The organism is Pelomonas lactea, from assembly GCF_043555885.1.
Lineage (GTDB): Bacteria > Pseudomonadota > Gammaproteobacteria > Burkholderiales > Burkholderiaceae_C > Pelomonas > Pelomonas lactea.
The window spans coordinates 1-290 of the sequence record NZ_JBIGHX010000034.1; the positions used below are offsets into that span (position 1 = coordinate 1).

A 290-nucleotide genomic window follows, 5' to 3' on the forward strand; every position below is an offset into this window, starting at 1 on the left:
GAGTGATAACGGGTAAGGAATTCATCAAATGTGAATGTTATACTAAATTCTAAATCCATATTTATCGCTAAACTTGGTAGGGACCAGGATTTGATTTGAGCAGCTACTGAGCTTTGGTCTAATGTTGGGTTGCTATAGCCGCTATATGGGCTAATATGGAAAATTGGCCATATACGAGTAGTTTCGAGAGTAGCAAATAAGTCATTCAAAGTACTATTAATTTGAGCAACCCTAGTGGGCGTCGTAATTTCTGTAACATTCTTTTCTGTAGGTCGTTTGACATGCTTTCT

At 37.6% G+C, this 290-nt stretch carries 1 protein-coding gene; it reads right to left on the minus strand.

Annotated features, from left to right (window positions below):
- Positions 1-290, minus strand: a 290-nt coding sequence (locus ACG04Q_RS25615; protein WP_394514710.1) for a hypothetical protein, incomplete at both ends; no start/stop codon positions are given.